22 protein-coding genes are annotated in these 25,519 nt (G+C 47.7%); 8 read left to right on the top strand and 14 right to left on the bottom strand.

Translation table 11 applies throughout. The features are described from left to right. Nucleotides 1-236 precede the first annotated feature (236 nt). Entirely contained in the window at nt 237-1,418 is a 1,182-nt protein-coding gene (locus N836_RS51195) for an aldo/keto reductase (protein ID WP_023072564.1), read from the top strand. A gap of 140 nt (nt 1,419-1,558) precedes the next feature. Beyond that, entirely contained in the window at nt 1,559-2,908 is a 1,350-nt protein-coding gene (locus N836_RS51200) for a cytochrome P450 (RefSeq protein ID WP_023072565.1), read from the top strand. Nucleotides 2,909-2,929: 21 nt separating this feature from the next. Here the strand turns inward: N836_RS51200 and dapE are convergent, their stop codons facing one another. The 3 genes from dapE to dapD all read right to left on the bottom strand — a co-directional run bounded on the left by dapE (nt 2,930) and on the right by dapD (nt 6,438). Next, entirely contained in the window at nt 2,930-4,126 is a 1,197-nt protein-coding gene (gene dapE, locus N836_RS51205; protein WP_023072566.1) for a succinyl-diaminopimelate desuccinylase, read from the bottom strand. A 399-nt stretch (nt 4,127-4,525) separates the two neighbouring features. Next, nucleotides 4,526-5,422, bottom strand: a complete 897-nt coding sequence (gene ilvE, locus N836_RS51210; protein ID WP_023072567.1) for a branched-chain-amino-acid transaminase — start codon at nt 5,420-5,422, stop codon at nt 4,526-4,528. Between the two features lie 158 nt (nt 5,423-5,580). Further along, complete coding sequence (gene dapD, locus N836_RS51215) at nt 5,581-6,438, bottom strand: 2,3,4,5-tetrahydropyridine-2,6-dicarboxylate N-succinyltransferase (protein WP_023072568.1); 858 nt, start codon at nt 6,436-6,438, stop codon at nt 5,581-5,583. Between the two features lie 491 nt (nt 6,439-6,929). On the opposite strand from dapD, the gene N836_RS0137890 reads away from it, so the two are divergent. After that, nucleotides 6,930-8,951 carry a protein kinase domain-containing protein gene (locus N836_RS0137890; protein WP_023072569.1) on the top strand — a complete coding sequence of 674 codons (2,022 nt, stop codon included), beginning with the start codon at nt 6,930-6,932 and terminating at the stop codon, nt 8,949-8,951. Between the two features lie 100 nt (nt 8,952-9,051). On the opposite strand, the gene N836_RS51220 is transcribed toward N836_RS0137890, so the two are convergent. The 8 genes from N836_RS51220 to N836_RS51240 all read right to left on the bottom strand — a co-directional run bounded on the left by N836_RS51220 (nt 9,052) and on the right by N836_RS51240 (nt 17,802). Continuing rightward, a complete protein-coding gene (locus N836_RS51220) occupies nt 9,052-9,981 on the bottom strand; it encodes a c-type heme family protein (protein ID WP_023072570.1) in 930 nt (309 codons plus the stop codon). 340 nt (nt 9,982-10,321) lie between these two features. Continuing rightward, complete coding sequence (locus tag N836_RS78035; protein ID WP_023072571.1) at nt 10,322-11,413, bottom strand: CAP domain-containing protein; 1,092 nt, start codon at nt 11,411-11,413, stop codon at nt 10,322-10,324. A gap of 1,339 nt (nt 11,414-12,752) precedes the next feature. Continuing rightward, nucleotides 12,753-12,998: an SUMF1/EgtB/PvdO family nonheme iron enzyme gene (locus N836_RS78040; protein ID WP_327058694.1), complete on the bottom strand. Its 246-nt coding sequence runs from the start codon at nt 12,996-12,998 to the stop codon at nt 12,753-12,755. A gap of 12 nt (nt 12,999-13,010) precedes the next feature. Next, nucleotides 13,011-13,859: an RNA-directed DNA polymerase gene (locus N836_RS51230; protein ID WP_023072573.1), complete on the bottom strand. Its 849-nt coding sequence runs from the start codon at nt 13,857-13,859 to the stop codon at nt 13,011-13,013. A gap of 181 nt (nt 13,860-14,040) precedes the next feature. Further along, complete coding sequence (gene avd, locus N836_RS51235) at nt 14,041-14,418, bottom strand: diversity-generating retroelement protein Avd (RefSeq protein ID WP_023072574.1); 378 nt, start codon at nt 14,416-14,418, stop codon at nt 14,041-14,043. Nucleotides 14,419-14,557: 139 nt separating this feature from the next. Beyond that, nucleotides 14,558-17,023: a caspase, EACC1-associated type gene (locus tag N836_RS75290; RefSeq protein ID WP_023072575.1), complete on the bottom strand. Its 2,466-nt coding sequence runs from the start codon at nt 17,021-17,023 to the stop codon at nt 14,558-14,560. A gap of 65 nt (nt 17,024-17,088) precedes the next feature. Further along, entirely contained in the window at nt 17,089-17,481 is a 393-nt protein-coding gene (locus tag N836_RS0137910) for a hypothetical protein (protein WP_023072576.1), read from the bottom strand. Between the two features lie 117 nt (nt 17,482-17,598). Then, a complete protein-coding gene (locus tag N836_RS51240) occupies nt 17,599-17,802 on the bottom strand; it encodes a DUF433 domain-containing protein (protein WP_031292639.1) in 204 nt (67 codons plus the stop codon). A gap of 138 nt (nt 17,803-17,940) precedes the next feature. Between N836_RS51240 and N836_RS51245 the strand changes: the two genes are divergently transcribed. The 3 genes from N836_RS51245 (at nt 17,941) to N836_RS51250 (ending at nt 19,615) form a co-directional block, all read left to right on the top strand. Beyond that, entirely contained in the window at nt 17,941-18,498 is a 558-nt protein-coding gene (locus N836_RS51245) for a Uma2 family endonuclease (protein WP_023072578.1), read from the top strand. Nucleotides 18,499-18,586: 88 nt separating this feature from the next. Beyond that, on the top strand, nt 18,587-18,757 hold the full coding sequence (locus N836_RS76485; RefSeq protein WP_023072579.1) for a hypothetical protein: 171 nt from the start codon (nt 18,587-18,589) through the stop codon (nt 18,755-18,757). Nucleotides 18,758-18,781: 24 nt separating this feature from the next. After that, nucleotides 18,782-19,615, top strand: coding sequence for a 3'-5' exonuclease (locus tag N836_RS51250; protein WP_023072580.1), 834 nt, complete (start codon nt 18,782-18,784; stop codon nt 19,613-19,615). Between the two features lie 4 nt (nt 19,616-19,619). Here the strand turns inward: N836_RS51250 and N836_RS51255 are convergent, their stop codons facing one another. Next, complete coding sequence (locus N836_RS51255) at nt 19,620-21,305, bottom strand: glycosyltransferase family 39 protein (protein ID WP_023072581.1); 1,686 nt, start codon at nt 21,303-21,305, stop codon at nt 19,620-19,622. 276 nt (nt 21,306-21,581) lie between these two features. Further along, the gene (locus N836_RS51260) at nt 21,582-22,493 is read right to left on the bottom strand and encodes an alpha/beta hydrolase (protein ID WP_023072582.1); all 912 of its coding nucleotides are present in this window, start codon (nt 22,491-22,493) and stop codon (nt 21,582-21,584) included. Between the two features lie 355 nt (nt 22,494-22,848). Here N836_RS51260 and cysE point away from each other — a divergent pair, with 355 nt between their 5' ends. Further along, on the top strand, nt 22,849-23,592 hold the full coding sequence (gene cysE, locus N836_RS51265) for a serine O-acetyltransferase (protein ID WP_023072583.1): 744 nt from the start codon (nt 22,849-22,851) through the stop codon (nt 23,590-23,592). A 39-nt stretch (nt 23,593-23,631) separates the two neighbouring features. On the opposite strand, the gene N836_RS51270 is transcribed toward cysE, so the two are convergent. Then, nucleotides 23,632-24,198 (bottom strand): Npun_F5749 family FMN-dependent PPOX-type flavoprotein, encoded by a 567-nt coding sequence (locus tag N836_RS51270; protein ID WP_023072584.1) that lies wholly within the window; start codon nt 24,196-24,198, stop codon nt 23,632-23,634. Nucleotides 24,199-24,425: 227 nt separating this feature from the next. Here N836_RS51270 and N836_RS51275 point away from each other — a divergent pair, with 227 nt between their 5' ends. After that, the gene (locus N836_RS51275) at nt 24,426-25,517 is read left to right on the top strand and encodes a calcium/sodium antiporter (RefSeq protein WP_023072585.1); all 1,092 of its coding nucleotides are present in this window, start codon (nt 24,426-24,428) and stop codon (nt 25,515-25,517) included. Nucleotides 25,518-25,519 lie beyond the last annotated feature (2 nt).

The raw sequence follows: 25,519 nt of genomic DNA on the forward strand, positions 1-25,519 counted from the left end.
CAGGCGCAATCCGCTGTTCTCCGACCGAGCTTGGTTAGCTCTAGGGACCCCCCAGTTTGGATTGCATGAAATGATGGCTATTACTAGCATCCCTGATGCGCTACCCAACATACAAGGGACCCCACGCAACCGGTTTTGCCCCCAACCAATCACCCTAAATCACATAAAAATACCCACCAGGCAGAATTGGTTCAAATCTTGCATACTAATCAAGGAATTAAATCCTCTGTCAGCGAATGCAATATCGTCGATTTGGACGCACAGAATTACAAATGCCAGTGTTTTCCTGCGGTGGCATGCGGTACCAACACTCCTGGAAAGATGTACCGCAGTGGATGATTCCAGCAAAAAATCAGGAAAATTTGGATACTACGATCAAACGCGCCGTTGAGCTAGGTATTAACCACATTGAAACGGCTCGCGGCTATGGCACCTCAGAGATACAGCTGGGTAAAGTCCTACCGACCTTCGAGCGCGATCGCATCATCGTCCAAACCAAAGTCACACCGCGCCAGGACTCCAAAGAATTCCTCGACACCTTTAATAAGTCCATCAAAAACCTACAGCTAGACTATGTGGACCTATTGGGTATCCACGGCATCAATACCCACGAGCTACTAGACTGGACGCTACGTCCGGGTGGCTGTATGGATGTGGTGCGTGACCTGCAACGACAGGGACGTGTGCGTCATGTCGGGTTTTCTACCCACGGTCCCACCAATGTAATTGTGGATACGATTAATACCGGCCAGTTTGATTACGTAAACCTGCACTGGTACTACATTTTTCAGAATAATTGGCCAGCAATTGCAGCGGCTCAGAAAAACGATGTCGGGGTATTTATTATCAGTCCGTCGGATAAAGGGGGGCACCTCTATGCGCCACCGCCAAAGCTAGTCGATCTGTGTGCGCCCCTCAGTCCAATGGTGTTTAATGACCTGTTTTGTTTAAGTCACTCACAGGTGCATACCCTGAGTCTGGGGGCAGCTAAACCCAGTGACTTTGATGAACACATGAAGGTGCTACCGCTGATCGAGCAGGCAGATGAAGTGCTGCCACCGATTTTGAAAAGGCTGAAGAAAGCTGCGATCGCAGCCCTGGGTGAAACCTGGTATAAAACCTGGGATGTGGGTCTACCCAAACCGGAAGATACCCCTGGCAACCTCAATATTCCCATAACGCTCTGGCTGGGCAACCTGATGGATGCCTTTGATATGACCGAATATGCAGCAGCTCGCTATAACCTGTTGGGGGGCGGCAGTCATTGGTTCCCCGGTGCTCGCGCTGATAATTTATCCTCGTTAGATCTAAGCCGCTGTCTGCAGCAGAGTCCTCATCAAGATAGGATCCCTCAACGGCTGGCCGAGATTCATCAGCGCTTGGCTGGGGCTAAGGTCAAGCGCCTCTCAGAATCATAGAAGACCTGTAACAACTAGAGCATCTTCTTCTGCTCCCATGTCAAGAGCTCGTAGGGGCAGACCTTATGTCTGCCCTAGTCGGGTGTTTACATCTGATCATCAACCTTTAGAGTAGGAGAGTAGTAATCGGGCGTATCTCCATGACTGTCTCCTCGATTCCCCAAGGGTCAACAGCACCGCGCTGGTTGCAAATGCTGCATTACACAGCCAAGCCACTGGACTACATGGAACAGGGAGCACAAAGGGGTGGGGATATTTTCAACGCACCGGTCATTGGCGACCATGAGACTGTTTTATTTGTCAGCCATCCCCAAGGGATTCAACAAATTTTCTCTAGCGACAAGTGTATTACCGCTCCCCCCAATGCACTCCTGCAGCCGATTGTTGGCAATCGCTCTATCTTTTGTCTAGAAGGTGCTCGCCATCGACGTGAACGTAAGCTACTGATGCCGCCGTTTCATCGCGAGCAGATTCCCCAATATGGTCAGTTAATCCTTGAACTGACGGAAAATGCCATGGCAGGTTTAGCGCCTGGGGAGTCGTTTTTGGCGCGATCGCTGATGCAAACAATTTCCCTGGATGTCATTCTGAAGGTGGTCTTTGGCCTCAGTGACGGTCCTCGGTTTGACCAGCTCAAGACATTGATTATTGAGTTTACCGACTGTTTTCAAAATAGTCTGGTCTCCGGTGCTTTATTCTTTCCGGCATTGCGTATAAATTGGGGGTCCCGTAGCCCATGGGGCCATTTTCAGCATGTGCGTCATCAGGTGAGTGAACTATTGCTGGCTGAGATTTGCGATCGTAGAGCCCAAGATACAACCCACAAAAACGATATCCTCAGCCTGCTGATCGCCGCCCGAGACGAAAACGGTCAGCCCATGGCCGATGCCGAACTCCATGATGAACTGCTAACCATGCTAGTGGCCGGTCATGAAACAACGGCCAGTGCCATTTCCTGGGCGCTCTACTGGATTTACCAGAATCCCAAGATTTATCAAACCCTGGTAGATGAGCTGGATCGTTTAGGGCCTTCCCCTGATCCCATGGAGATCACAAAGCTGCCTTATCTCACGGCCGTATGTCATGAAACCCTGCGGCTGTATCCCATTGCTACTCTGACAGTTCCTCGCGAAGTCACAGCACCCATGACACTGATGGATTACGCACTAGAGCCAGGCACTCGACTATATGGGGCCATTTATCTCACCCACCATCGGCCTGACCTCTATCCGGAGTCCAAATCATTTAAACCCGAACGATTCTTAGAACGCCAGTTTTCCAACTATGAGTTTCTTCCCTTTGGTGGTGGTATCCGCCGGTGCATTGGTGAGGTATTAGCTCAGTTTGAGATGAAACTAGTGTTGGCCACCCTGGTGTCGCACTACCAGCTGGAGTGGGTCGATAAAACACCTGAAGTGCCTAAAAGACGTGGAGTAACCCTGGCTCCAGGCAACGGCGTAAAAATGCAATTCAATGGGAAGAGAGAATAACCTCCCTTGAATTCTATAAATTTAACTGCTAAAAAACTTGTCGATAATACGCTCATACACTTGGTGCAGTTCGTGAATATGAGCAATGGGAATATGTTCACCAATCTGATGCATGGTGTTATCCAACGGCCCATATTCCACCGTTACACAGTGAGGCACCAGAAACCGAGCATCGGTGATGCCACCCTCTGTACTGAGCCTGGGCCGTCGGTTGGCAATCTCTTCAACCGCGTCCTGTACCAGGGCAACAAACCCATCATTGGGATCAGTACGAAACGCTTCACCACTGACACGAAAGCGAATATCGTACTCGGTGCTATACTCACGGGCAATGGGATCAACCGTTTCCCGAATGAGCTGCTGCAGCCCTGCCCCAGTTTGTTCATCGTTAAAGCGAATATTAAACCGCAGTTTCACTTCAGCTGGAATCACATTCTCCGCACATTTGGCTGTCTCAAACTGGGTCATTTCCAGATTTGAGGGCTCAAACCACTCATTGCCTTGATCCAACGTCAGCTTCTGCAGTGCCGATACCATAGCCACCGCTGCCGGTACCGGGTTCAGGACATTACGCTGATAGGCCACATGCCCTTGCTTCCCCTTCACCGTAATAAATGTATTGATACTGCCCCGCCGACCAATATGCACACAGTCTCCCATTTCCAGTGGGTTTGTGGGTTCTCCTACCACACAGGCATCAATCTTTTCACCTTGTTTTTCCAGCCACTGCATCACCGGCTTGGTCCCGTTAATGGCTTCGTGTTCTTCATCGCCGGTAATGATAAAGCTAAAAGATCCTTTAAACGAGTCTTTATTCTTGGCTAACCAGGACGATACAGCAGCAATAAAACAGCCAATACCTGCCTTCATGTCGACAGTACCTCGCCCCCACAAAATCCCGTCTCGGATTTCTCCTTTATAGGGATCAATATCTCCCCAACGGTCACGATTGCCTTCAGGCACCACATCAGTATGGCCAGCAAAGGCTAGATTGGGTCCATCGGTTCCCAGACGAGCGTAAAGGTTGTCAACTTCATAGCTACCGGGTTCGTTGTGGAACGTCATGCGGTGACAGGTAAAACCCAGTTGTTCCAGGTGACGCTGGACAACGTCTAGGCCACCTTCACGGTCAGGGGTAACGCTGGGGCGGCGAATAAGCTCTTGAGTGACTGTGACGGGATTGAAGATGAGGGTCTCTAGAGAGGTACCAATGGTCATGGGAATTTTTAGAGAATCTTGTTTTGGGAGAGTAAAAGCTGAGAGAAACTGAATCTTGGAGTTAGAGTGATGTTTGCACGAGGAATCCCTTTACGTTGGCGAATTTAGTATTTAAAACATGGGCAATGAAACAAACGTTATTCAGGCCCCTGAAATCCCCCAGTTCTGAGGGACTTCGAGGTTATAATCTCCCACAAGCCTTTTGAAGGATTAATTTCTAAAGCCTCCAGAATTCGGGGTTTGGGGGCCTCCGAGAGACTTGCTATGTGACGAAATCATTCACCAGCAATATTTTCATAAGGGGCGGAAAACCCAAGACATATATTCATTATGAGAATTTTGTCCACATAAGTCCTCCAGTGCCTCTCCATAAATACTCTCAGCATTGTACAAAACCAACTAACCGTTTGCCGCCGTCTGCGCTGTCACAAAGTCCCGATACGCCTCAATCAAACGCATCGTTACTGGACCAAACGACTCAAACGGCTGCTCGTCAATCTGGCTAATCGACTCAATTTCACAGGTTGTCCCGGTCAAAAAGACCTCTTGGGCCTGGGTTAGCTCTTCTGGTTGAATGTGGCGCTCAAAGACGGGAATTTCCAGCTGCTTGGCAAGCTTAATAATGGTTTGGCGGGTAATGCCGTTTAAGAAACAGTCTGGAATGGGCGTATGGACGGCCCCATCTACAATCAAAAACACATTGGACGCTGTGGACTCGGCAATCAGTCCCCGATAGTCCAGCATGAGCGCATCATCAAACCCTTGCTCTACCGCCTCATGTTTACTCATAAAGCAGATGGGGTAAAGGCAGGCGGCTTTACTAACCGTAGGTGCCGTGGTTGGATCAGGCTTACGCCAGCTGATTTGGCTGGTGAGTTTTAAGGGTTGCTTAGTTTCGATATTAAATAAGGTCGTGGGAAATGCCCAAGCAGCAATGCCTAAACGGGTAGAAGTATCCGGTGCGTAGATGCGTAAGCGCTCACTACCCCGCCAAGCAAAATGACGGATGTAACCAACATCAATGGGATCTTTGGCTAGTAAGTCATGGGTGGCGGCGATCATGTCGTCCGTAGAATAAGACAGTTCAAAACCCAGGATCTTGGCGGACTGATGCAGGCGCTCAATATGTTCAGTTAATAAAAATGGTTGGCCATTGTAAATTCGAACGCCTTCGAAGACGCTACTGGCGTAGTGGAGACCATGGGTAAGAGGATGGATAGCGGCGTCTTTCCAGACAACGATTTCGCCGTTGAGCCACAGATATCCTTCCTTTTGGTCAAAAGGCAACAGAGACATGTGAAATTCCTATAGACAATACACATGTAGGTTGGGTTGCTTAAAACCCAACGTTTTCGGAAATATCGAGCTTTGTAAAACCCAACGTTTTCGGAAATATCGAGTAAAATTCAACATCTGCGGGAAAGTTGGGTTTCACGTGTTCAAACTAACCTACGTTAATCCCGCAACAGCTCGTTAATCGAAGTCTTGGACCGGGTCTTATCATCCACAGTCTTAACAATCACGTTGCAATATAGGCTCGGTCCAGGGGTACCGTCTGCCAGGGGCTTGCCGGGTAGTGCCCCAGGAACAACAACAGAATAAGGTGGAATCTCACCGTAGGTAATCTCGCCGGTGGCGCGGTTGACAATCTTAGTGGATTGACTCAGATATACACCGATGGCCAGTACCGCTCCTTCTCTGACGATCACACCTTCGGACACTTCACTTTGACCGCCGACAAAAACATTGTCTTCAATGATGACGGGGTTAGCCTGGAGGGGTTCTAAAACACCCCCAATGACGACACCTGCAGAGAGGTGGCAGTTTTGGCCGATTTGAGCGCAGGAACCGACCGTTACATAGCTGTCTACCATGGTGCCGCTGTCGACATATGCACCAATGTTGACAAAGCTGGGCATCAATACAACGTTATTGGCAACGTAGGACCCGCGCCGGACAACGCAGTTGGGCACGGCGCGAAAGCCTGCTTGGGCATAGTGCTCCTGGGTCCAGCCAGAAAACTTGGAGGGAACTTTGTCAAACCAGGGGGCATCGCCCATTTCGGCGTATTTTAGACCGCTGGAAATGACGGTGGAGTCGTTGAGACGGAAGGACATCAATACGGCCTTTTTGAGCCATTGGTTCACAACCCAATCGTTGCCTGATTTTTCACAAACCCGATACTGGCCACTATCCAGGCCGTTCACTACATATTCGATAGCATCGCGGGTTTCGCCTGATGTACTGGAATTGATCGAGCTGCGGTTTTCCCAGGCGGTGTCGATAATTCGGATCAGGTTCTGTGTGTCCATAGATTCTGTGCCCTTTGGGGTTGCTGTTTGCACTAAAGTAGGTCAACTAAAAAACGTCAATCTTTAGATGCTATCGCTAATAGGGACACTGGGAAATGGCAGATTGCCTGAGAGGATGGCGAGCCAGGTGTGGCTTAATCTTGCGGTGGAGATGAAGCAATGACAGCGATAGGTTTGATTGTGATTAAGCTTTGTGAGTAGGATGCCTGATTTTACTGTCCGCGCCAGATAAGCTTGAAAGCATAAATATGTGATGCTCTGGCAAGGGGAGTAGTTGTATGAATAGACAGTTTCTTAGGTGTCATAGAGCATTTGATCAGAAAAAACTCAGCATTGTGATGAAGATTATGTGGTCGTGATAGTTCTTTAGTGGTCTTTTGTACGGAGGTTCGTCTCTATTTAGGGGCATCTGTATAAAGCTCTTAGAAAACCACAAATCCATTGGTCTTAGTTGTTCAATAATGTGACGTCTTGGTAGCGTCTTCAGCCCCATGTCCAGCGATCTTCCCACCCCTAGCCGAGGGCAGCGTGCGCTCGCCGCTATTGTTGTTACTGATGCGGTTGGTTTTAGTGCCCGCATGTCGGTTGATGAAGAAAATACACTTCAGCTAATTCAGCGTGACTTAACGTTGATGGCGACCCGATGTCAGGACTTTGAGGGGCAGGTGCTGAAGTCCACTGGTGATGGCTTGCTGATGTATTTTGTCAGTGCTGTTCAAGCGGTGAGCTGCGCGATCGCAATCCAAAAATCCCTGACAGCCCAATCCAGGGATACGAATGACCTACCCCACCGCATTGGCATTCACATGGGAGACGTCTTTTTTAACAATTCAGACGTAATGGGCAACAGCGTTAATATTGCCGCTCGTCTCCAAACCCAGGCAAACCCAGGCGGTATTTGCCTATCCAAAATGATTTACGACCTGGTCAAGGTACGTTTGTCCCTTGATGCAGACTGTGCTGGTCCACTCCAGCTTAAAAATATTCAAGAACCGATTACGGCTTACCACATTAATGTCGCCGCTGGCTCAAAGCCTAAGACTGCGGCTCGATCCGCGTCAGGTCCTCAGAAAACAACCTCTAATCCAACATCCTCCCAAAAGCCTACCCCCGTACTGGCAGAAGGTACCAAAGTCGGAGGGCGCTACACCATTAAACGCATGTTGGGCCAGGGGGGATTTGGGTTTTCCTACCTGGTTGAAGACACCCAGCGCTTTGGCGAACTCTGTGTACTCAAGGAACTGCGCCCCCTGCAACAACAGGGCAAGCTCCTACAAAAGGCCATTGAGCTGTTTCAGCGTGAAGCGAAGACGTTACACAGCATTGACCATCCACAAATTCCTAAATTTATGGCCTGTTTTACCCAGGCCAAGCGGTTGTTTATTGTCCAGGAATATATCAACGGAGTTACCTATCTAAAACTGCTACAGCAGCGCAAAAAGCAGTCAAAGCTATTTAGTGAGACAGAAGTGACTGTCTGGATGGCCCATATGCTGCGGGTGCTGAACTATTTGCACAGTCTCAATATTATGCATCGTGATATTTCACCGGAGAATGTGATGTATTCTCGCGATCGCAACCTGCCCGTACTGATAGACTTTGGCCTGGTCAACAACACCATGTCAGATTCCTTATCAGAAAGCGTCACCCATAACGAAAACCTCCAAAAAGCAGTGACTGCCGTGGGCAAATTTGGCTATTCCCCACCGGAACAAATGTTTGGCAAATGTACGCCTTCTGGAGATCTGTATGCCCTAGGCGTGACGGCCCTAGTATTACTGACCGGCAAACATCCCCGTAACCTGATGGACCCCCATACGCTGAACATGGACTGGCAGCAGCATGCACAGATCAGCCCAGCCCTGGGAAAAATAATTGCCAAAATGACCCGGCAGCAGCCCCAGAATAGATTTCAGTCTGCCCAAGAGGTTTTTGAGCAACTCACACCGTTACTGCCTGTAAACTTTAGCAAAACCCTGAGCCAGGTACCCCCGCCACCCGCTGCCATTTCACCGGAGCAGACTGACCGCAGTTCTGGGCCAGACCCCTCCTTTATTGCCCAGTGTCGCGATGAACTGAGCCGCTGCATTGGTCCCATTGCTGACATGGTCATTGCAGAAACCCTGGAAGATTATCCCAGTGCAACTCCCCAGGAAATTGTTGAAATTTTAGCCGGGCAAATCTCAGATGCCGATCAGGCCACCGTCTTTTTGAGTCACATTTGTATCCCTGATGAGGCCATGGCCTCCAGTGACACCATGCCTGAGATTACTACCGTTCTGCAGCAACGTCAGCAAACACTCAAGCCTAACTTTATTGATCACTGCCGTGAGGTATTGGCCCAGTGCATTGGACCTATGGCCAGCATGATTATTGAGGATACACTGGGGGATTATCCAGATCTCAGCCCCCCGGCTTTTGTTGATCGGCTAGCCAGAGAGATTCCGGACGGAGAGAAAGCGCAGGAGTTTCGAAATGAGCTGCGCGATGAGATTAGTATCAAGTCAAAGTGAGGAGATGCTGGAGGGCGGTTCGCTATAGCCCCTGTACAGTCTTCGGGCTATGGGCGCAGCATTGATGTTCTGGGCGCACTGCTGTGCGCCCGTACGTCGTCTATCCGGCTCCCTGACTGCCTTTGCGTTTACGGCGATGTCGTTCTAGCCGCTGCATAGCCATTTGCAAACTTAGACGCATGCGGTTAAAGGAGTCGGTAAGGTTGCCAACTTCGTCATCGGACCATTTGATAAATTCGGCTTTGGTGTCGCCCGTACTGACGGCTTCTGCAGTAGCGGCCATGCGATTAATCGGACGGACAACGTAGCGTTTAAGCCAGAAGTTGACCAGGAAAATTGCGATCGCAAATACCCCTGTAAACACACCCAAGGTAATCAATAGGGATTGCTTAGCCGTATTAAAAACCGTTTGGGCCGGTACCGAAATAACCTGCGTACCGACAATTTCATTCAATTGCCAATTAAAGCCATGCTCACTGCCATAAAGAGAAACCATACTTTTAGGGGCTTGGTCTGGGGAGCCATGGCAGGTCAGACAGGCCTCCTGCTTAATTTGAATAGGGCGAGCAATATAAAACAGCTTGCCACCGGGGGCAGGTCTAAACCCATGCAACTCATCACGACTGGCATCACGTTGAAATGAACTGATCAGCGAAGTCTCAAAGTCATCAGCCTTGTCCTTAGGATTAGTCGGATCTAAAACCGCTTCCTTATAAAAAAAGTCTTCATAATTTTCATTAGACTGCAACGTTGCAAACACCCGATGGGCTGAATAGCTAGGGACAATTTCTGGCAAAAATACCGCTTCACTTTCCTCCTCCAGTTCAGGGCGCACCTCATCGACGGTATACTGCCGCACGGAATTCATTGTTTCCATCAGCATCAGCGCCTTATTAGTCAGTTCTGTTTGGGCCGTATAGTTGAGCAGCCTAGAGAGAGCCACACCACTCATCAGAATGCCGCCCATAAAAACGACCATCAGCATCAGCGTAAACTTTTGTCCGAGTTTTAGTTTCGAAAGCGTTCCCATAGCTCCAAGCAAAAGAGGTTTTATCAGATCAGCTGTAGAGGCGTACAGTTGTGCGCCTCTACAGCCTATTGCCCTGTATCTAACGTATCTATTTGGCCCACATTAAGACTGTGAGTCAAATCAATTGGCAATATTTCAATACAAACGCTTTTAGATCTTCAACCTCAGAGCCCGGTTTTCAGGTTTGATGCAGCGAAATTATGGAGTTGCTTGTGCTCAAAACCTTAGTGGCCAGGGAGATATTAGAATCCCCCTGGCTCGCTTTGAGTGAGGACAGACGAGCAATCTCAACTAATCAATACTTTTTTAGTAGGATTAGGGAAAATGCATAGCCTCGGTGTTAAACCATCCGAAATGTGCTGCTGTCCAGATTGAGATTACCTGAGCCACGAATAACTGCAATTAGCTCATCTTGTTGACCGGGACCATTGTCAATAAACAAGGCACGACCACTATCAACTCCCTGAGGGGATGAGCCTAACCGATAATTATGATCGTTGCTCAGCTGGATAATATCTCTCTCGCTCACCTTCAGATCGGTGATCAGCGCATAGTTCTTCGTTCCCAAAGAGTTAGCATTGCCATCGTCATATAGGGTACCTTTCTGATCACCCAAGACAAAGGTGTCGCGACCGCTGCCACCAGTCATCACATCTTTCTCAGCTGAACGTCGATGCCAGGCTCCTTTTAAGACATCGTTGCCGGTTCCACCGATCAGTCTGTCATTGCCCGGACCTCCCAACAACTGATCATTGTCAGCGCCACCAAGAATATAGTCATTACCGTAATGACCGATCAGCTTGTCATTACCTTGATCACCATAAATTTTGTCGTTACCTCCCTTCGCGTCGATAAAATCATTGCCTCCTTTACCACCGATACGCTGACTTTTGGAGCCGCCAATTAACCGATCCGCTCCATCGGTTCCACGAATCACAGAGTTGTTGCTTGGATTAGGACTCGGGTTGGGGTTGGGACTCGGATTCGGGTTTGGATTGGGATTGGGATTCGAGTTTTCAACAGTGCCCTTACCAAACACCTGTGTCCAATAGTGATTGTAGTTGGTGCTGCCAGTGTCATTTTCCAGATAATAATGGCCAATACCAATCTCGTTATAGTTGGGATTTAGCATGTTAGCTCGGTGACCGGAGCTATTCTTCCAACCATTGAAGACAGCTTGTGCAGAGCGCTGACCTGCAGCGATATTTTCACCAATAGTTCTAGATTCATAGCCTGCTTGTTGGGCACGGTCCCAGGGCTTGGAGCCATCTCTTCCTGTGTGGGAAAAGTAGTCCTGCCGTGCCATGTCTCTACTATGGTTGTCAGCGGCCCGTTCTAGGCTTTGATCCAGGAAGAGAGCCTTTAAACCGTTTTGCTGACGAAATTCATTAGTTAGTCTCAGAACTTCTTGTTCAAACGCTATATTCTGCATGTTCTCTATTGTTTAGGACTAGATTGCAAATGGCATTGATCCCCTTTGGAGCAGACAACATTTTTCAGGACGGTTTGAACTCAAATAGAGAGTTTAATTGGGCTCAAACTGCTCCCAACAATCAGTGTCTGTTTTGAAAAAGACCAAAGGGTTCTCTAGCTTTGAACACACGTGATCAGGTGAGTCATAGACGCGATCTCACCAGCACAGAAACTTCCTGCACTTGTCGTAGTAATGGATTAAGCGTCAATTGCTACAGGTAATCGAGAACTTAGGAATGAGGATTCAATTAGGTCCTATCTTTTGCCGTACAGACGTTCCATGGAACATCTCTGCAGACAACATTTTTGGATCTGATAAAATCCTGATCCCTTCCTCGCTGTCGGCATTCAATCGAATCAACAAGTTGTCTAGGCTCTAGCATCAGTTATGAGATTCAGCAAGTGATGTAATTGCAACAACTTTAATGCCGTATTTTCTTCTTAAGTGCGAGTTTTACACGTTCTCTGTGGCAGCTTGCACCTGTTTCCTGTTTGCATAATAAAAATCGAATTCGGCTATGTCAACAGTTCTAGATAATATGAACCATGTTATTTACTGGATAATTCTGCGATCAGTCTTGATGGTAAAGGGTTTTAATGGTTTTAAAAAGAATTCAAGAAGTTCCTGTGAGGACGATGGGGATGAGATTTCTGCGATAAAATAGCCTGTTTGTTTTTCTTGTCTTTAGCCCCTGTGACGATATGAATAGTGACACAGATAGGGATAAACGATTCATAACGTAAAAAATGAAGCAAGGGTCTCAGTATGGACGATAGCAATGTGTAGTCAACCCAAAGATAGGAAAACGACTTAGCAGATTACACACAGAGAAAAAACCTTCGTCTTTAAGGGAACTGGAAATCGAACATTATCGATTTTCTGAATTTTTCGAACGTAATTGCACCGTTTCGAATTTTCTTTCGTGATACACTTCCAAGTCCTGTAATAAATCGCGGCTCACCATAATCATACAGATCCAGTAGGATAGGGATGGAAGCAGGCTCTTGCAGGATTGAATGCACCGGAATTACAGGCAACTCGGGATGAGTTAGCCATGTCAGTCAGATGGGTAATGATGTAGGAACCCACTCTAGGCTCCAGGCTCTGCCTGGGAGCGAGGGGAGAGTACCAATATCATTTCCTGGGAGAAAAATAAATCTGAGTTTCGCGAATAGAACTGTGCATAATCTGTTCATGGTTCAAACTCAGCAAGCAGCTTAGTCAATTAGTGCTGGGCAACCGTTCAGCATTGCCTACTAAGCTGCTCAGCACAGGTTGATTTTTGGATACGGTTACCTCATATCACCGGAGCAATGGCTGGACTCTTCCTACACGCTTGATGAATTCCCATCCACCAACTCTGGCTGTGAAGAGTACTGGGAGGAAAACAGACCACTCGAAAACCAATATTGTTGTAGTAGTTGTCGAGGTCGTTCCTGTTGCGATTAGCAGAGCGGCAGTTGTCCGGATTGTTGTTCCAGGAACCGCCCCGCAGTCGGTGATGCCTGTCCCGTCGTAGGTTTCCTTTTTGATCACGAGTGATCTTAGGAAAAGGCTACAGGTCTAATTGTGCCGCAAAAGGTAGTGTGAGAAGTATTTGGTTTTGTAACTGCCAGGTATCACCATGGTTGAGATGAGCAAACCAGCTTTGCAATGATTGTTGAATCTGTTCCAGAGGCATGGTTTCACGTTGATAGGCGAGTTTTAGATCCTTTATTCGACGACGACCGCGCTTAAGATTGCTAGAACAGACTCGAATACGGTTAGGTAAGACTCTAAATCCAAGAAAGGTGGCACCTACTTTGGTTTCAAAGAGTTGACTTTTGATGGGATGAATTTTGAGTCGGAGGGTAGCGAGATAGGCTTCTATGTATTCTCTTGCGTCTTGTAAAAAAGCTTTGTCATCGCTGAATAGGGCAAAATCATCCACATAGCGAACATAGCGTTTAACGTGGAGGTTTTCTTTGATGAAATGGTCAAAGCCATTGAGGTAAACATTGGCAAAGAACTGACTGGTGAGGTTGCCAATAGGGAGACCTCGACGACGCATAGCGGGGGTAATCAGAGTGTCACCAGAGAAATAATTAATTACGGTTTCTTGTTCGTTGCTGCCGTCGATAATCGCATCGACTAACCGGAGGGTATCTTTGCACTTGATCTTGCGACGGATTAAGGTTTTGAGGATCTCAAGGTCAATTGATGGAAAGTATTTACGAATGTCGCACTGTAAAACGTAGCGACTGGAGCGAGAGAATTTAATAAATTTAGCCAGGGCACGATGGGTGCCAAAACCTACTCGATTGGCATAGGAGTCAGCAATAAAACTACGTTCAAATAGGGGACAAATGACAGTACAAAGGGCATGGTGAACCACTCGATCTCGATAGGGTGCGGCGGAAATCATGCGTGGTTTTGGATCGATAATTTTAAACGTTTTATACGCTCCAGGCTGATAGGTTTTAGTTGCTAATTCTGCCTGTAATTGGATAAGGTTATGTTCTAGATTGAAGTTAAATTCCAGAACATTTTCTCGGAATCGCTTGTCTTTTTCTGCTTTTCAAGCTGATAGTAATAAGTTTTCAAACTCAATGATGTGGGGCCAGAGATTTCCGTGGCGCTTCATGGTGTTTTACCTTTTGTTGTTTGATCCAGCCACCCAGCTCATTGCCAATGGCATCAAGTCTTTGACAGATATATCCGTAGCGTTGGGCATCCATTTGTTGAAAGTCGAGAAGCAGCCGAGTTTGATAGCGTAATATATCTAACTGACTGTTAAGATTTTCCAGACGAGTGAGTTTTTGGCGTTCGTAGCGTGCTTTAATTAGGTGTTCTAGAAAATCGTATAGGCCAGACGTCATTCGGTCACCTAGTAGGAATTTATGATTCTTTGGTAGTCGGTTGAGTATAGGCACATACCACTTAATTAGGTCGTAGGTTTTCTGAATAATTGGTAGTTCTTTCATGGAGGCAGTATAAATACCTTTTTCTAATTTTTATTTAAAAATCTCTGAAAACTTCAAAATTGCAAAAAAAATTTAAAGCGCTTCGCGCTAAAGAGGGAAAAGAAATTAGATCAAAGTGCAAGAGTGTAAAGCGCCAATATTATGTCCTGGGAGGAAAACAGACCACCCGAAAACCAATATCGTAGTAGAAGAGGTCGAGGTCGAGCCTGTAGCGATTAGCAGAGCGGCAGCCGACCGGATTGAAGTACCAGGAACCGCCCCGCAGTATTTTTATTTTGCCAGAAGATATCCATGCGCTTCCATCTTTAGGGGCATCTTTATAGGTGTCGTGCCAGTCATCTAAGCACCATTCCCATACGTTGCCATGCATGTCGTAAAGGCCAAATGAGTTTGCGATCGCAAAACTCCCTACCTTAGTGGTCTCTTTGCGATACTGCCCTTTTGGCCCATTGCCGTAAGTAGAACTACCCCTATAATTAGCTAAATCTGTTGTAATCGTGGGACCAAAATGGAACGGCGTTTTAGTTCCGGCCCGACATGCATATTCCCATTGAGCCTCGCTGGGTAGTTTATACTCCTTCTTTGTCTTTTTCGACAATCGCTTACAAAACTCTTCAGCATCTTCCCAACTAATTTGTTCGACTGGTCGCTTGGTTCCTTTAAATCTGGCCGGATCTCCTTTCAAATCACGATTAATCTTGTCAAGCTTTGCCACTGCCTGCCACTGCTCTTGGGTAACCGCAAACTTCCCCATCCAAAACTCAGGCACCGTCACCTGATGCTGTGGATACTCATCCTTGCTAGCATCTTTTTCTCCCTCAGCAGCCCCCATCATAAACGTGTTACCTGGTATCCGCACCATCTCTAGCTTGATTCCATCATCCAAATCTTCAGCAAAAAACTCTGCCTCTTTTTCCAGAGTTTCGATTACTTTACCGTTCTCATCCACCTGAATAGTTTCAAAGGAGAATTTGAGGTTTGGCTCATTTTGAGTTTGATATTCTTGAACAGATAAGTTGATCTGATTCTTAAGTTTCAGCCAAACATAATTCTGAAAGAGTTCAAGTTTGTTCCAAACCTGCCAAAAGCTTGAAAAGCTTTTATTTTGGAAAGAAAGAGTTGCCCCACCGACGATTGTAGGTGGTTCAAATCCCAAGATTTCCCGCTGATGGGGTAACTGTGACCAATCGCCTTCATCGGCCATCCATAACACTCTTACCCAACGATAGGTTCCATGGTTATCACTGCATATATCAGTGTCTAATACCTCAACGATATGGGTAACCCGAGCACGCTGATGTAGGATAATTAACTCATGTGCCGATGGAGTTTGAGCACCTTTACTACTTGCAGGCCAGAATAATTCAAATACTCTAGAGTCTACAGAGCCACCACTCTGTTTAATGCGCTGAAGTGTGTATGCCCACCCGTTTGGATCTTTGATATTTTTGAGGTAGAGAATTTTCGAAGTATCAGCAAGAGTCTTATAAGGTACTTCAGGTAGAGGATTTAAACTTTTTTCAAGCCTATGACCCAAAATCCCTACCTCTGCTGCCTGCACATCTTCATCTCGTAAATTTAGCAACCGCTTTAACTCTTCAAAATCTTCAATGATTTCACGGGAAAATGGGTAGGCTTCCTCTTTCTCAGCTTTCAATGCTTGAGTATAGGTTTCTAGATGATTTGCCCTTTCTTTGTAGGGCTTGAGAACTTCATCTAAAATCTTTTCTGCATCTGTATTTGAGACTTTAAATTGTGTCTGTTTCTGCTTCAAAGTGGCTTTCGCCGCATAATTTAAACGACCATTTCTCTCGTTGACTTTACGCTGTACTTCTTTTCGATAACGTTGTGCATTATCTACCTGCACCTTAGCAATAATAATTCCAGGTCCCTGTTCTTTATTAAACATGAGGGGTTCCATAGCAGGTGCCGCTGCTTTTACCTGGGTATACACATACTGATGTAAATCCCCAATGGCAATAAAGTTTTGTCCGTCCGGTGCTGCACCACCTGTTCTTAAGCCTTCTACTAAATAGCGGGTATACACCGACAAATCTTCACCTTCTTGTTCTAGGGCGTATTTCATTGATGTGGCAGCTGTCAGCACACACCAGCCCTTACCTCCCAAATAAGTTTCAACATCGACACTGCCATCATCCATAGCTAAAAAGCCATCAACAAACGCTCCAGCAAAGCAACAATCTAAAATGATGACTTTACGCCTAGTAGGGGAACTCTCAATCACATCTTTCAGAAAATCAGCAGACACTGCTGTTCCCATATTTGGACTACCGTTTCCAAAAAGCTGAGTTTGGGCAGTGGATAGATAAAATTTGCCAGACATCATATCCTTGATGCCGTGACCTGTGAAATAAAACAGCACCATGTCATGTTGAGTGAGGTTTTGGGTAAACACTTCACTAATGCGAGACCGCATTGTGAATAAATCCGGATTAATCAGCGGCACCACCTGATCAAAACCACCAATCTCAGGATTTTCCAGCAATTCTTGCATGGCACCCACACCATTAGCCGGACATCGCAACGGCTTTAGCCCATTGCCATACTCCCCAACACCAATCAGCAATGCAATCTTTCTAGCCATTCACCCAGCAGTCAGCACCTTCCAATTCTTTCAGCCCTCAACCAGCCAATTCCCCACTGTTTTGATTAACTATCCTGTAGTTTCTGCGCTGCTGCAACCAGTTTTTCAAGCGTCTCATCAAAGTTATCCGGGCGGACATTCTTCGCCCCAATGCTGGCTTTCTTCCCATCGACTTCCAGGGTAAATTCAATCGGTTTACCAGGCAGCCGTTCATAAGCATCCTGACACACCTGCTTAATCCCCTCAACAGTTATTTCTGCCGTCAAAACACTCCACAGCCAGTTAGCACCCATGCCCCCGTCGGGCACCTCCGGGTCTGCCACCCGCTGCACATCTTCCACCTCATCTAACGCCCGCAGTTCCTGAAACACCGTTTGGGTTAGCGTTTCCTGCTGCTCTTCGGGCATATCACTATCTGCCGCACGCCAGTCAATCGTCAGCAAAATCGTATCAGCCATAGCAGGGTATATTAGTTGCCACCGCAGTATTCTAGCTAAATCAACTGCTACAACTCAGATTTGTAGTATTGCCTTAATAGACTATCCACAGAAGGTCATTCAGCCAACCTCGGGAAATCAATCCGCATATAGCAGACAAGCTTGTATATCAGCTGCCTCTAAATCAGGAAAATCTTCTAAAATTTCGCTAGCAGTGCCCCCTTCTGCCAACGTTTCTAAAATATCCACCACCCGAATTCGCATACCTCGAATGCAAGGACGCCCCCCACATTTACCAGGCGTTTGAGTAATTCGTTCCAGCAAGGCTGCTCGATCCAACATCACAACCACCTCAACACGATCCGTACTCAACCTTATCCAAATTTAGTCATTGCCGCTGCTCTATCCAAGCAATAGCAACTAAAGTCAAGATGATGCATCAGTTTTACGCCACAATAGTAACGATCAACGGTAGTCATTATGATGGCAATTCCCGCTGGTTTTAGCCCTCAAGAATACCTGGCCCTGGAGCATGAAAACGCGATTCGCCACGAATATCGCCAGGGCTTAGTCTATGCCATGGCAAGCGGCAGCGATGACCATAGCCGCATTGCCATTAACTTTCTCACTGCCCTAAACTTGCACCTGCGCGATGGCACTTGCCAATTCTTCTCCGGTGACGTCAAAGTCAACTACGCCGACGACTTTTTCTATTACCCAGATGCCTTTGTTACTTGTAATCCACGAGACCGAGAAGATCGCTACGTCAAACGCTATCCCAAATTAATCACCGAAGTCTTATCCCCCTCCACCACAGACTTCGACCGAGGCGATAAATTCAAAGATTACGCTCTGCTAGCCTCCTTAGAAGAATACGTCTTGATTGACCAAGACATCATGCAAGTCGAATGCCGTTATCCCATAGACGATCAACGATGGGAAACCACCATTTATACTATCGGCGAACAAGTTACCCTCAAAAGCATTAACCTGGAGCTACCCATCGAAGAACTCTATCGGGGCACCAGCATTGCTTAGGTGTTTTCGTTAGAAGGCTACAACTGGCTGAAGATATCCCTTTGATGAATCATCTACGTCCCTTAGTTAGGCATAGTAGAGTTTCCGCGTGGAGGCGGCTCATGATGGTGGCGGAGCCACAGGGCTGGTGTGGGTTACCCAGGCAGAGCCTGGGAGCGAGGGCAGATTTGGGGGTTTGGGGGCCTGGGTAACTGGTAGCTTTTCTCCTAGGGATTTCTTTAACTTTAAAGTATTCGCCAAACTCCAAACGCTACAATAACTAACGCTGTAACCGCCACCAACCATGGCCGCTCAACCATCGGGGAAAAAATACCAGGGTCAATCCTCTCTGCTTTCCAAACAGCTGCTGGCCTTCTACCGACGGGTAAGCCAATCCACGTTAACCGTCGTCGATGTCGAAACCACTGGCTCTGTAGCCTATAAGTCCAACGTCATCGAAGTTTCCGTTATTAAAGCTAACCTGACTGACGGTATCCTCCAACAGGAAACGTCCCTGATTAACCCCACAGGTAAGGTGCCGCCATTTATTACTAAAATTACCGGCATTACCACCGCTATGGTTAGCAAGGCTCCCTACCCTGAGGAAATCTGGGCCGACTATGAACCCTTACTCCGTCAGGATGTGCTCACGGCTCATAATCTTGATTTTGACTACGGCTTTCTCCAATCGGAATACAAACGTCTTGATGTTCACTACTATCGTCCGCCCAGCCACCGTTTTTGCACTGTGCTGCTTTCCAGGCTAATGCTGGCGGATTTGCCCTCTCGTAGTCTGCCCAATCTCGTCAAACACTTTAATTTTGATGTGGGTACCTCTCATCGGGCTGAAGCGGATACTAAAGCTTGCTGGCTGTTGGCGGAGATTTTGTTAAGTCGTATCCAGCAAGAACCTGAGGAGAAAATCTTAGGGTTGTTTCGGCAACAGTGGATTCGTCTCCAGGATGCAGCGGCGATGTTTGGCAAACGCAAAAAAGACATCCTGGATTTGTTGATCAAAGCTGGCATAGAACATCGTCTGTCCAAGCGCCAGCAACAACCGTTGTTTCGCCGTGGTGATGTGGAGGATATCTTCTATGCTCAGCAGGGTGAGCAATTATCGGTTCTAGGCGAATCTTGAATTGTTAGGATACTCTCTCATAGATATTTAAACTAAAGCTGTCCAATTCCATGGTGCCCGTCAGCTCTTGTTGTTCTACGGTCTGATAATCTCTGCTTAAAAGGCGATCAATATCTTGGCGGATTTGCTCAGCTTCTGCGGCTGTGGGTGTTTTCCATACGGGTCTCCTGGATTCTAGCCAGAGAATTTGATCATATTCTGAATTGGTGATGACATTGTCTAACGCTTCAGGGAGTGTCGCAGCATCAGTGGCCAACAACTTTACAGGAGTATCGCTGGGGAAATAATAAACCAGTCGAAGAACATGGCCCCAGGCTTTGGAGTTCATGGCAATTAGGGTGGTATCTGAGGCCGTAGCAGCGTTGGCAATTTGCTGAAATACCTGGCGGTTGCGTCCCATCATATCGCCTACATTTAGACCAAGGTATAACACTAATATTGTGATTAAAACTGGTTTTTGCCAGGTATTGGATAGGTTGATTAACCAGGCGGTAATTAGTAACAACAGACCCGGCAAAATAAAAATTGCGCTGCGACCAAACCCCCAGGCCAACGTGGATTTTCCTGATAGGATATCAGATCCTAGCATTAGCAATAAGGGTAAACAGCCTAAGGTCAAAATAGTTAGTAGCAGCCCAGGAGACTCGTTGCGTAAGAGATGCCATAAATGCCAGATAATGGTTGCTAATAACAGGATTACCAGAAATCCCATGGTTAAAATAACAGCGGGGGATAAGCTGGTAGCCCAGTCTCCTACTGTGAGTTGAATGCCGAGTACTTCCAACACCCCCTGGGTATGTTTGGTGATGGTTTCTCCTAAGCTACTTTGGGTGGCGAAGCGTTTGAGGTCTACATTTCTGAGTTGCTGTGGGAGTCCCCAATAAAACCAGGGGGCGGCTAAGCCAACAGAACCAAGACCGCAAAGTCCATACTGCCACCAGCGTTTACGGTCTTGAATGAGAATGACACAGCCTAATGATAAAAACCATAGGGCTGACAGATAGTAAGTTAAAATCCCGGCGGCGATCGCAACGGTCAATAGCAGATACCATCCTAATCGCCCTCGCCGAGACAGGCGTTGATTGCAGAGCTGTAGGGTGGCCCAACCGCTGAGGGTAACCCACAAAATGGTGGGACAGTACATGCGCACATTAAGGGAGTGAAACCAAAAGAATGGGTTTAAGCCTAATAATGCGGCTAAGGTCAGACCGCCTCGATGGTTAAAGAGGGCTTTGCCCATGCCATAGGCTCCCAGGATTGCACCTAAACTTAGCAACAGGTTAAGGCTGCGCAGAGCGGCTTCTTGATTCCCGGTTATGGGTAGCCACAGGTACTGGGATAAAAAGAAAAGGGGAGGATGGGGTTCGCGACCGACCAGACCTTGTAATAAGGGTTTGACGGCTCTGATAAAGTCAGCTGGGCCGCTAAATGAGGGCAGCTGTAATAGCGTACTATAGTCCGCCAAGGCAATGGGGGTATCAGGCGGCTGGGTGTAGCTGAGCCGCTGGGTGGTGGATAATAATAACGATAGAACTTCGTCGTACCAAAGCTCCCGTACGCCCATGTAAGTGATGCGGATAAGGCATGCGATCGCAATCGCGATCATCAGAATCCGGTTAATTGGAATCCGTTGAATAAAATTTTTGACATTATTAGGAGTAGTCTCTGAGGACGTTGGTAGCTGTGACACAGGATGCCTCCTTAAAAGGGATACGGTTCACCGTTGATTTGCTGAGCTACAACCGGCTACTACCTCGGATTCTAATGCTTTGAAGAGGTGTTGCCTTAGGCTGAAGCCGTGATGCCTTCATCCTCATTATTCCGTCTCACGCTGTCAAACTTAACTACCATCATTGGAGTTAAGTTTATTAAGTCAGACCAGCTGCAATCGAGGCCCTAACGTGTTTTGACCAGGGCTATAAAGACTTTGAGCAAACAGATCATTCAGTGTTGCATCGGAGCTAATTTAATCCGTCCAGCGCTGTTTAATCACAGTTAGTTGTTGATATAAACCCTGGGTATCAGCCCAGCCTACAAATCCTGCAAAACGGCAGCGATTGGCGGCATCGGCTAGAAATATGTGATGAATGCCCAGGGGGTGACGCCAGGTACGCAGGGTAAACCCCTGGGAGAGTGTAGCCCAGACACGGGCCTGATGAAAGTCGCGCCGGTGAGCATCGGTCATGCCAGGAATAGCTTGTAGCTCAGTGATGATGGCGTCTTCGTAGGGATCCTGGTTCTGGTCCTGGACCAGTGGGTTGGGCAGGGTCTGCCAAAAAGTTTGAATCGCCGCAGTTACTTCGGGGTGGTCTTTGGTGTTGTCATGGCGGATGCCACTGAGCTGGGTGTAGCTGGCATGGCGAAACTGGGAGCACTGAATCGGGACGGTGCCATCGCTGCCACCGTCATAGTCGCTGGCAATAGTTTGCATAGGCACCTGGCGAGCCAAATGTTCTGCTATGGCGCGACGGTCGGTGCCCAGGTCTCTAGCAATGCCAATACCCCAGCGGTAGGGATCTAAAATTCGACCCAGATCGGCTCCGCCAACGGGGGAGCTAATTAAGCTGACAGCATCGATCCGCGTCCACCATTCTGGATGGCGCTGCAGTAGCTCTAACCAGATCAATCCACCCATGGAATGGCCAACAATACGCCAGGGGCGGTCTGGGTATTGATCACGGGTGGCGATCGCAATCTGTTCTACCTGTTCAATCAGGGGATCAATCCGCCACCAGGTCTTAATCAGTCCCAAATTTGGCGCAATGACCTCGGTTTTCGCCTCTGCTAGGGCCAGTCCTAACCGATGCATGCGACGGTTGGTATCGTGCCAGCCATGCTGGACAAATAGAACGTAAGGGCGAGTTGGGGTATGCACCATGGCGTCGGTTTATCCCGTAATGATTTTCAGTAAAACGACACATTTGCTTTGGGGTTAAGTATGCGCCAGTTGAGACAAACGATTTTCGTGATCACCCTGATCTTGACCTACTGATTACACTCATATTTCAGGCAACGTTCAGGTTGAATATCTGTCCCTGAGGTATGCTAGTTCCGGAGTGTATCTTTACACTTTCGTCACATTCATATTTCCTAAAGACTCCATTACTCGATCGCTGATCTTACTCGATGGTTTTGTTACACCGTTGGCCGGTTGTGACACTTACACCCGCTCTAAACTGAACCCATAGGTTCAACCCCATCAGCGACGCATCAATACCTCTGAGGACGTCTACGTGTTACGAACATTTATTGCCGACTTTAAAGTAGTTTTTGAACGGGACCCAGCTGCCCGTAACGCGCTGGAAGTTCTGTTTTGTTATCCAGGCCTCCATGCTTTACTGCTTTATCGCTTAGCCCATGGCCTATGGAACCTGGGTCTACCGTTTGTGCCAAGGTTTATATCCCACATCGCCCGACTGATTACGGGTATCGAAATCCATCCAGGAGCTACTGTTGGTCGCGGTGTATTTATCGACCATGGTATGGGTGTAGTCATTGGTGAAACGGCCATTGTGGGCGATTATTCATTGATTTATCAGGGAGTTACCCTGGGTGGTACCGGTAAAGAAACCGGTAAACGTCATCCCACTTTAGGCACTCAAGTTGTGGTTGGGGCTGGGGCCAAAGTGTTAGGCAATATTCAAATTGGTAACAATGTTCGAGTTGGCGCTGGGTCCGTTGTGCTGCGAGATGTGCCCTCGGACTGCACTGTAGTCGGGGTACCGGGTCGGGTTGTCCATCGTTCCAGCAGTCGACCAGGCCCACTGGAACATGGTCAGCTACCGGATTCCGAAGCGGTGGTCATTCGTACCCTGGTGGATCGAATCGAAACCCTGGAGCACCAACTTGCTCAGCTACAGAAGTCGTCAGTCGCCATGCAGCTATTGGCCAAGGAAGAAGAGCACGATGAAGGTGACTGTTGTCGGTTACAAGATCGGGCGATTGAAGAATTTTTAGATGGCTGCCCCCAACGTTAGCAGCCTGGGTCGGTTGGATTGCCGCTTAAGGATTGCCGCTTAAGGATTAACTTCCTGCAGTTGCCATTCACCCTCTGTCTGTTGATAAAGATATCGGTTTTGAGGATGGCCTCGTAGCTCCAAATGCTCTACTCGCTCAGGGGTGAGTAGCAGTACAGAGAAACTATCTGGAGGGTATGCTGTTGATGGCGTAGCAGATGGTTCAAAGGCTGCTTGACTGACCCGTGGCTCACCTGGGTGAGGCCAGTAAAACTGTTGGTGAGCATTTGCTGACATTGTTTGCCAAGCATTTAGACGAACGGCATCAGGATCATGAGCAGCGCTAATCAGCGTTATCCTACCGGCTATGCGAAACTGTTCACGGGTGACTGTAAAGTACCAGCAAATCTCTGTCCACGGGCAGGCTTGAATATGTTGGACTTTCTCGCTGCGACTATCGGTGACCATTTGTATTGCTTCATCAACAAATCCCCGAAAAACTACGGTACGATTAGAGGGTTTACCTGATTCATTGACAGTAGCTAGCTGTAGATAACGACAGTAGGCTTGGGCTCGATTGCGATGAAGGGCTCGCGCTAATGCTGGTCGCCATGGGGCTATTGTCATCGTTGGTTTGCTTAACTGTTGGTAAAGATTACGGCTATTGGCGGTTTGTTCTGTCTCAGAGTAGTCAGCAGAATGATCGATATTGAGGTAATCATTAATACATGTAGTCCCATGGACTTTAACAAAACATGTAACAAGTCAATAAAGCCGATAAACTGCTCGGTGGTCGGGTGCTTGATTTTCACAAACAATAGAGAAGATGCGTAAAGGAGATAGCCTGTAAGGCCATGACTGCCACTGTATTTCTCATGCTGGGGATAGTTTTCCTAGTTGTTGGTGCCGATTTTTTAGTAAGAGGTGCTTCCAACTTAGCAGCTATGGTAGGAATCTCCCCGTTGGTAATTGGTTTGACAGTGGTTGCGTTTGGTACCAGTGCGCCAGAACTTGCTGTGAGTTTGCACGCCACGTTTAACGATCAAGCCCAAATTGCTGTTGGCAATGTAGTGGGTAGCAATATTTGCAATGTGTTGCTGATTTTAGGGGTGTCTGCCCTGGTGGCTCCCTTGGTGGTGGCCCAGCAGTTAGTGCGCTTAGACGTTCCCATTATGATTGGGGTGTCTGGTCTGGTATTTATGTTTAGTATGGATGGCTCCATTGGGACATCCGACGGTGTGGTTTTGTTTCTAGGCGGGCTGACTTACACCCTGTTTCTGCTATTCCAAAGCCGCCGGGAGAAGAATCCTGAAGTGCAGGATGAATATGCTCAAGAGTACGGTCCTAAGGAGTTTTCCTGGCCCAAGGTGAGTATTGAAGTGCTGGCTTTCTTGGGCGGGATGGCCTGTTTGGTCATTGGGTCACAACTGTTGGTCAGGGGCGCGGTGACCATTGCTGAGTCCTTGGGGGTCAATCCTTTAATCATTGGTCTAACCATTGTGGCGTTTGGGACATCTTTGCCAGAGCTGGCAACGTCAATTGTGGCTAGTTTGCGCGGTGAGCGAGATATTGCTGTTGGCAATGTGGTAGGCAGCAACATTTTTAATATTTTGGTGGTTTTAGGGGTGACGAGTGCGTTAGCGCCTAATGGCATTGTCATTGAGCCATCGGTTTTGGCATTTGATATTCCGGTCATGCTGGGGGTGGCGATTATGTGCTTTCCCATTTGCTTTAACGACAATCTGGTGAGCCGTTGGGAAGGGTTGCTACTGGTGGTATATTACTTGGCTTACACGTTGTACCTGGTGATGAAATCAACTGAGCATGACAGTACGGTGTTGTTTGGTTCAGCCCTTAAGTATGTGATTGTGCCTTTGACCATCATTGGATTGATGGCAATTACGTTGCGATCGCGCCTGAGTGCATCTAGAACCAAAGAACTATAGAT

The organism is Leptolyngbya sp. Heron Island J (assembly GCF_000482245.1).
GTDB lineage: Bacteria > Cyanobacteriota > Cyanobacteriia > Phormidesmidales > Phormidesmidaceae > Leptothoe.

Excerpts from the sequence above, each read along its gene's own strand:
- N836_RS51195 (WP_023072564.1), top strand. The coding sequence starts at position 237 with ATGCAATATCGTCGATTTGGACGCACAGAATTACAAATGCCAGTGTTT.
- N836_RS51200 (WP_023072565.1), top strand. The coding sequence starts at position 1,559 with ATGACTGTCTCCTCGATTCCCCAAGGGTCAACAGCACCGCGCTGGTTG.
- dapE (WP_023072566.1), bottom strand. The coding sequence starts at position 4,126 with ATGACCATTGGTACCTCTCTAGAGACCCTCATCTTCAATCCCGTCACA.
- ilvE (WP_023072567.1), bottom strand. The coding sequence starts at position 5,422 with ATGTCTCTGTTGCCTTTTGACCAAAAGGAAGGATATCTGTGGCTCAAC.
- dapD (WP_023072568.1), bottom strand. The coding sequence starts at position 6,438 with ATGGACACACAGAACCTGATCCGAATTATCGACACCGCCTGGGAAAAC.
- N836_RS0137890 (WP_023072569.1), top strand. The coding sequence starts at position 6,930 with ATGTCCAGCGATCTTCCCACCCCTAGCCGAGGGCAGCGTGCGCTCGCC.
- N836_RS51220 (WP_023072570.1), bottom strand. The coding sequence starts at position 9,981 with ATGGGAACGCTTTCGAAACTAAAACTCGGACAAAAGTTTACGCTGATG.
- N836_RS78035 (WP_023072571.1), bottom strand. The coding sequence starts at position 11,413 with ATGCAGAATATAGCGTTTGAACAAGAAGTTCTGAGACTAACTAATGAA.
- N836_RS51230 (WP_023072573.1), bottom strand. The coding sequence starts at position 13,859 with ATGATTTCCGCCGCACCCTATCGAGATCGAGTGGTTCACCATGCCCTT.
- avd (WP_023072574.1), bottom strand. The coding sequence starts at position 14,418 with ATGAAAGAACTACCAATTATTCAGAAAACCTACGACCTAATTAAGTGG.
- N836_RS75290 (WP_023072575.1), bottom strand. The coding sequence starts at position 17,023 with ATGGCTAGAAAGATTGCATTGCTGATTGGTGTTGGGGAGTATGGCAAT.
- N836_RS0137910 (WP_023072576.1), bottom strand. The coding sequence starts at position 17,481 with ATGGCTGATACGATTTTGCTGACGATTGACTGGCGTGCGGCAGATAGT.
- N836_RS51240 (WP_031292639.1), bottom strand. The coding sequence starts at position 17,802 with ATGTTGGATCGAGCAGCCTTGCTGGAACGAATTACTCAAACGCCTGGT.
- N836_RS51245 (WP_023072578.1), top strand. The coding sequence starts at position 17,941 with ATGATGGCAATTCCCGCTGGTTTTAGCCCTCAAGAATACCTGGCCCTG.
- N836_RS51250 (WP_023072580.1), top strand. The coding sequence starts at position 18,782 with ATGGCCGCTCAACCATCGGGGAAAAAATACCAGGGTCAATCCTCTCTG.
- N836_RS51260 (WP_023072582.1), bottom strand. The coding sequence starts at position 22,493 with ATGGTGCATACCCCAACTCGCCCTTACGTTCTATTTGTCCAGCATGGC.
- N836_RS51270 (WP_023072584.1), bottom strand. The coding sequence starts at position 24,198 with ATGACAATAGCCCCATGGCGACCAGCATTAGCGCGAGCCCTTCATCGC.
- N836_RS51275 (WP_023072585.1), top strand. The coding sequence starts at position 24,426 with ATGACTGCCACTGTATTTCTCATGCTGGGGATAGTTTTCCTAGTTGTT.